The sequence below is a fragment of the Pseudomonas sp. genome (genome assembly GCF_049645325.1).
In the GTDB taxonomy this organism is placed as follows: domain Bacteria; phylum Pseudomonadota; class Gammaproteobacteria; order Pseudomonadales; family Pseudomonadaceae; genus Aquipseudomonas.
In genome coordinates this window covers 1-4,903 of sequence record NZ_JBARTQ010000378.1, presented here as the reverse complement: position 1 = coordinate 4,903, position 4,903 = coordinate 1, and the positions used below count along the sequence as shown (strand labels likewise).

Sequence of the window (4,903 nt, the reverse complement as noted above, 5' to 3'; positions counted from 1 at the left end):
ACGGATATACACTCATCAAACCAAACTGACACCCCGCAATCCCCCCCAACCAAATTCCCGCTCTCCCCCCCCGCCTGTCGCGAAAAATACCAAGCAAGCTAATAATTCCATTTGACATTCGCTGCCTAAGCAGTAACATCTTGTCATACATTCACTGCCTAGGCAGTAATAAGGTGACTTCCGATGACCCACTTCACCCCTGACAGCTTTCGCAACTGCCACCTCGGCCTGTTGCTGGGCCGGGCGGCGCTGCTCAAGGACCGCATTATCGACACCCATATGGAACCCCACGGCGTCACCGCCGCGCAGTTCAAGGTGTTGATCATCATTGCCCAGTTCGACGTCGACACCCCGGCCGAGCTGTGCCGCAACCTGTCCCTGGACAGCGGTTCCATGACCCGCATGCTCGACCGCCTGGAGCAAAAGGGCCTGCTGGCACGCAAGCGTTCCGAGCAGGACCGGCGTCAGGTGCAATTGGTGCTCACCGAAGACGGCCAAAAGCTGGCAGACATGCTGCCGAATATCGGCGCGCAGTCGATGAACGAACTGGCCGGCGCCCTGGAGCCTGGCGAGTTGCAAACCCTGGAAAAAATCCTCACGAAAATTCTGGTAGCTGCCGGTGACGCCATCGTCATCCAGCGGGTAGGTAATCAATGAACACACGCGCACTGAGCCTGGTGGTGGTGGCGATGACGCTGGCCGGTTGTGCCAACTTCAGCGGCCTCGACACGCAGGGCAACCGCCTCGACGCCAACACCTTGCAAACCGGTAAGTCCTTGAGCGGCGTAACCCTGTCGAGCGCGGCCTGGCCGGCTGCCGACTGGTGGAAAAGCCTCGGCGACCCACAACTCGACGGCCTGATTCACGAAGCGTTGCAAAACAGCCCTGACATGCAGGTCGCCAGTGCCCGCGCCCATCAGGCCGAAGCGGCCGCCTATGCTGCCGACGCGGCGCGCATGCCGACCCTGGATGCCAGCGCCGGCATCAGCCGCTCGCGGCTGGCCAAGGACCAGGACCCGCTGGGGCAAGGCGATGCCTACGCCACCGTGCGTAATATCGGCGCCAGCTTCAATTACAACTTCGACCTCTGGGGTGGCCAGCGCGCCGCCTGGGAAGCCGCGCTGGGCCAGGCTCGCGCCGCCGAAGTCGACCAGCAGGCCGCGCGCCTGACCCTGGCCGCCAACGTGGCCAAGGCTTACAGCGACTTGGGCCAGGCCCATATCGTGCGCGACCTGGCCAATGACGACCTCAAGCGCACCCGCCAGATGCTCGACCTGAGCAAGCGTCGCCTGAACTCCGGCATCGACAGCCAATACCAGTACCAGCAGACCGAAAGCCTGGAAGCCAGCTCTCAGTCGCAACTGATTGATGCGGAAAAACAACTGCAAAGCGCCAAGATCGCCCTGGCCGTGTTGCTCGGCAAAGGCCCGGACCGTGGCAGTGGGCTGACTCGCCCGAACGTGCTTAAACCCAGCGCCGTGGCCGTGCCGTCGGTATTGCCTGCCGAACTGCTGGGCCGTCGCCCGGACCTGATCGCCGCGCGCTGGCGTGTCGAGGCCGCAAGCAAGAACGTGGCCGCGAGCAAAACCCGTTTCTACCCTAACCTCAACCTGAGCGCGAGCGCCGGGGCCGAGTCGTTGCTGGGTGACGCGATGTTTGGTTCGGCCAGCCGTTTCTTCAGCATTGCGCCGACGATCTCGTTGCCGATCTTCGACGGCGGCCGTTTGCGCGCCGACCTCGATGCGCGTGACGCCGATTACGACCTGGCTGTGGCGCAGTACAACAAAACCCTGGTGCAGGCCCTTGGCGACATCGGCAACAGCCTGGTGCAGTTGCGCGAAACCGGGCGGCAGATCCAGGCGCAGCAACATGCCGCGGACATTGCCCAGCAGTCGTACGACACCGGCGTGCAGCGTTACAGCTCAGGGATCGGTAATTACCTCGACGTACTCAGTATCGAGCAGCAATTGCTGCAGGCCCAACGTCAGCTGGCAACGCTGAACGCCGCGCAAATCGATCTGTCGATTCAATTGATGCAAGCCCTGGGTGGCGGGTTTAACGCCGATAACGTGGCCGCGACCACGACCCGTCCCGCCACCCATACGGAATAATTTGAGGTATTTGTCATGGCCACTGCCGACAGCAACAACGCAAACGAACAACCTAAAGAAGACCGCAACCCACGCAAACGCAAAGTCTTGCTGATCGGCCTGGCGCTGATCGTCATCCTCTGCGGCGTGGGCGTGTGGGGCTGGTATGAGCTTTACGGCCGCTTCAGCGAAAGCACCGATGACGCCTATGTGAACGGCAACGTGGTGGAAATCACCCCACTGGTCACCGGCACTGTGGTCAGCATCGGCGCCGACGATGGCGACCTGGTCCATGAGGGCCAGGTGCTGATCAACTTCGACCCGAACGACGCCGCCGTCGGCCTGCAAAGTGCCCAGGCCAACCTGGCGCGCACCGTGCGCCAAGTGCGTGGCCTGTACAGCAACGTCGACGGCATGAAAGCCCAGGTGCTGGCCCAACAGGCCAACGTGCAAAAGGCCCAGGACAATTTCAATCGCCGTAAGAACCTCGCCGCCGGCGGCGCGATTTCCCAGGAAGAGCTGTCCCACGCCCGTGACGACCTGACCTCGGCGCAAAACGCCCTGGCCAACGTGCAACAACAGTTCAAGACCACCAGCGCGCTGGTGGATGACACGGTGATTTCGTCCCACCCGGATGTGCAAGCCGCTGCCGCGCAACTGCGTCAGGCTTACCTGACCAACGCGCGCAGCACCTTGATCGCGCCGGTGACCGGTTATGTGGCCAAGCGCACCGTGCAACTGGGCCAGCGCGTCCAGCCTGGCACCGCGTTGATGGCGGTGATCCCGCTGAACCAGCTGTGGATCGACGCCAACTTCAAGGAAACCCAGCTGCGCGACATGCGGATTGGCCAGCCAGTGGACATTGAGTCGGATATCTACGGCAGTGATGTGAAATTCAGCGGTACCGTCGACAGCCTCGGCGCCGGCACCGGCAGCGCGTTTGCCCTGCTGCCTGCACAGAACGCCACCGGCAACTGGATCAAGATCGTGCAGCGGGTGCCGGTGCGTATTCACATCAACGCTGACGAACTGGCCAAGCACCCGCTGCGTGTGGGTCTGAGTACCGTGGTCAACGTTGACCTGCACGACCAGAGCGGCCCGGTGCTGGCGCAACAGGCGCCGCAAAAAGCTTCGTTCACCACCAACGTGTACGACCGCCAACTCGCAGAAGCCGATGCCATGATCACCCAGTTGATCCATGACAACAGCCTCGCCGCGCCTAAGGCTGTGCAACGCTGATGAGCAATAACGCCTCCTTCACGCCACCCAGCCTGTTGATGGCCACTATTGGCCTGTCGCTGGCGACTTTTATGCAGGTGCTCGACACCACCATCGCCAACGTGGCGTTGCCGACCATTTCCGGCAACCTTGGCGTGAGTTCGGAGCAGGGCACCTGGGTCATCACCTCGTTTGCGGTGAGCAACGCCATCGCCTTGCCACTCACCGGCTGGTTGAGCCGCCGGTTCGGCGAAGTGAAGCTGTTTCTGTGGGCGACGATGCTGTTTGTACTGGCGTCGTTTCTCTGCGGTATTTCCACCTCAATGCCCGAGCTGATTGGCTTCCGGGTCCTGCAGGGCCTGGTCGCGGGGCCGTTGTACCCGATGACCCAGACGTTGCTGATCGCCGTCTACCCGCCAGCGAGGCGCGGCATGGCCCTGGCGTTACTGGCGATGGTTACGGTGGTGGCACCGATAGCCGGCCCCATCCTCGGCGGCTGGATCACTGACAGTTACAGCTGGCCGTGGATCTTCTTCATCAACGTCCCCATCGGCATCTTTGCAGTGATGGTGGTGCGCTCGCAGCTGAAGAAACGTCCGGTGGTCACCAGTTACCAGCCGATGGACTACGTGGGGTTGTTGAGCCTGATCGTCGGGGTCGGCGCCTTGCAGATCATTCTCGACAAGGGCAACGACCTGGACTGGTTCGAATCCAACTTCATCATCATTGGCGCAGCGATATCGGTCATCGCGCTGGCGGTGTTTATCATCTGGGAAATGACCGACAAGCACCCGGTGGTCAACCTGCGGCTGTTTGCTTACCGCAACTTTCGCATCGGCACGATTGTGTTGGTGTTGGGCTACGCCGGGTTCTTCGGGATCAACCTGATCCTGCCGCAATGGCTGCAGACCCAGATGGGCTACACCGCCACATGGGCCGGCCTGGCCGTGGCGCCGATCGGCATCCTGCCCGTATTGATGTCACCGTTTGTCGGTAAGTACGCGCACAAGTTCGACCTGCGCCTGCTGGCGGGCCTGGCGTTCCTGGCGATTGGCATGAGCTGCTTCATGCGGGCGGGCTTCACCAATCAAGTGGACTTCCAGCACATCGCCCTGGTGCAGCTGTTCATGGGCATCGGCGTGGCGCTGTTCTTCATGCCGACCTTGAGCATCCTGATGTCCGACCTGCCGCCGCAACAGATTGCCGACGGCGCAGGCCTTGCGACCTTCCTGCGGACCCTGGGCGGCAGCTTCGCGGCCTCGCTCACCACCTGGATCTGGATCCGCCGTGCGGACCAGCACCATGCGTACATGAGCGAGAACATGACCACTTATGACTCCGCCACCCGTGATGCCTTGCAGGCGCTCGGCGGGGCAGGGCACAAGGCCTATGCGCAGTTGGACCAGATCCTCACCAGCCAGGCGTACATGATGTCCACCGTGGATTACTTCACGTTGCTGGGGTGGATGTTCATGGGCTTGATCGTGATTGTGTGGCTGGCGAAACCGCCATTTGCGGCGAAGGCCGGGCCGGAGGCGAGCGGGCACTGATTCGCAAACTTGGAATGCAGCCTAGTGTGGGAGCTGGCTTGCCTG

Annotated in this window: 4 protein-coding genes; all 4 read left to right on the top strand. The window is 62.0% G+C overall.

What is annotated here, in order from left to right:
- Positions 1-183: 183 nt before the first annotated feature.
- From WBB95_RS16635 to WBB95_RS16620, 4 genes are read left to right on the top strand one after another with little or no spacing between them, the layout of a single operon-like run.
- Positions 184-657: a MarR family winged helix-turn-helix transcriptional regulator gene (locus WBB95_RS16635; protein WP_424488587.1), complete on the top strand. Its 474-nt coding sequence runs from the start codon at positions 184-186 to the stop codon at positions 655-657.
- Complete coding sequence (locus WBB95_RS16630) at positions 654-2,111, top strand: efflux transporter outer membrane subunit (protein ID WP_424488586.1); 1,458 nt, start codon at positions 654-656, stop codon at positions 2,109-2,111. Before WBB95_RS16635 ends, WBB95_RS16630 begins: the two co-directional genes overlap by 4 nt.
- Before the next feature lie 15 nt (positions 2,112-2,126).
- The gene (locus tag WBB95_RS16625; protein ID WP_424488585.1) at positions 2,127-3,329 is read left to right on the top strand and encodes an efflux RND transporter periplasmic adaptor subunit; all 1,203 of its coding nucleotides are present in this window, start codon (positions 2,127-2,129) and stop codon (positions 3,327-3,329) included.
- Complete coding sequence (locus tag WBB95_RS16620) at positions 3,329-4,858, top strand: DHA2 family efflux MFS transporter permease subunit (protein WP_424488584.1); 1,530 nt, start codon at positions 3,329-3,331, stop codon at positions 4,856-4,858. The genes WBB95_RS16625 and WBB95_RS16620 overlap by 1 nt, the downstream gene beginning before the upstream one ends.
- Positions 4,859-4,903: the final 45 nt, after the last annotated feature.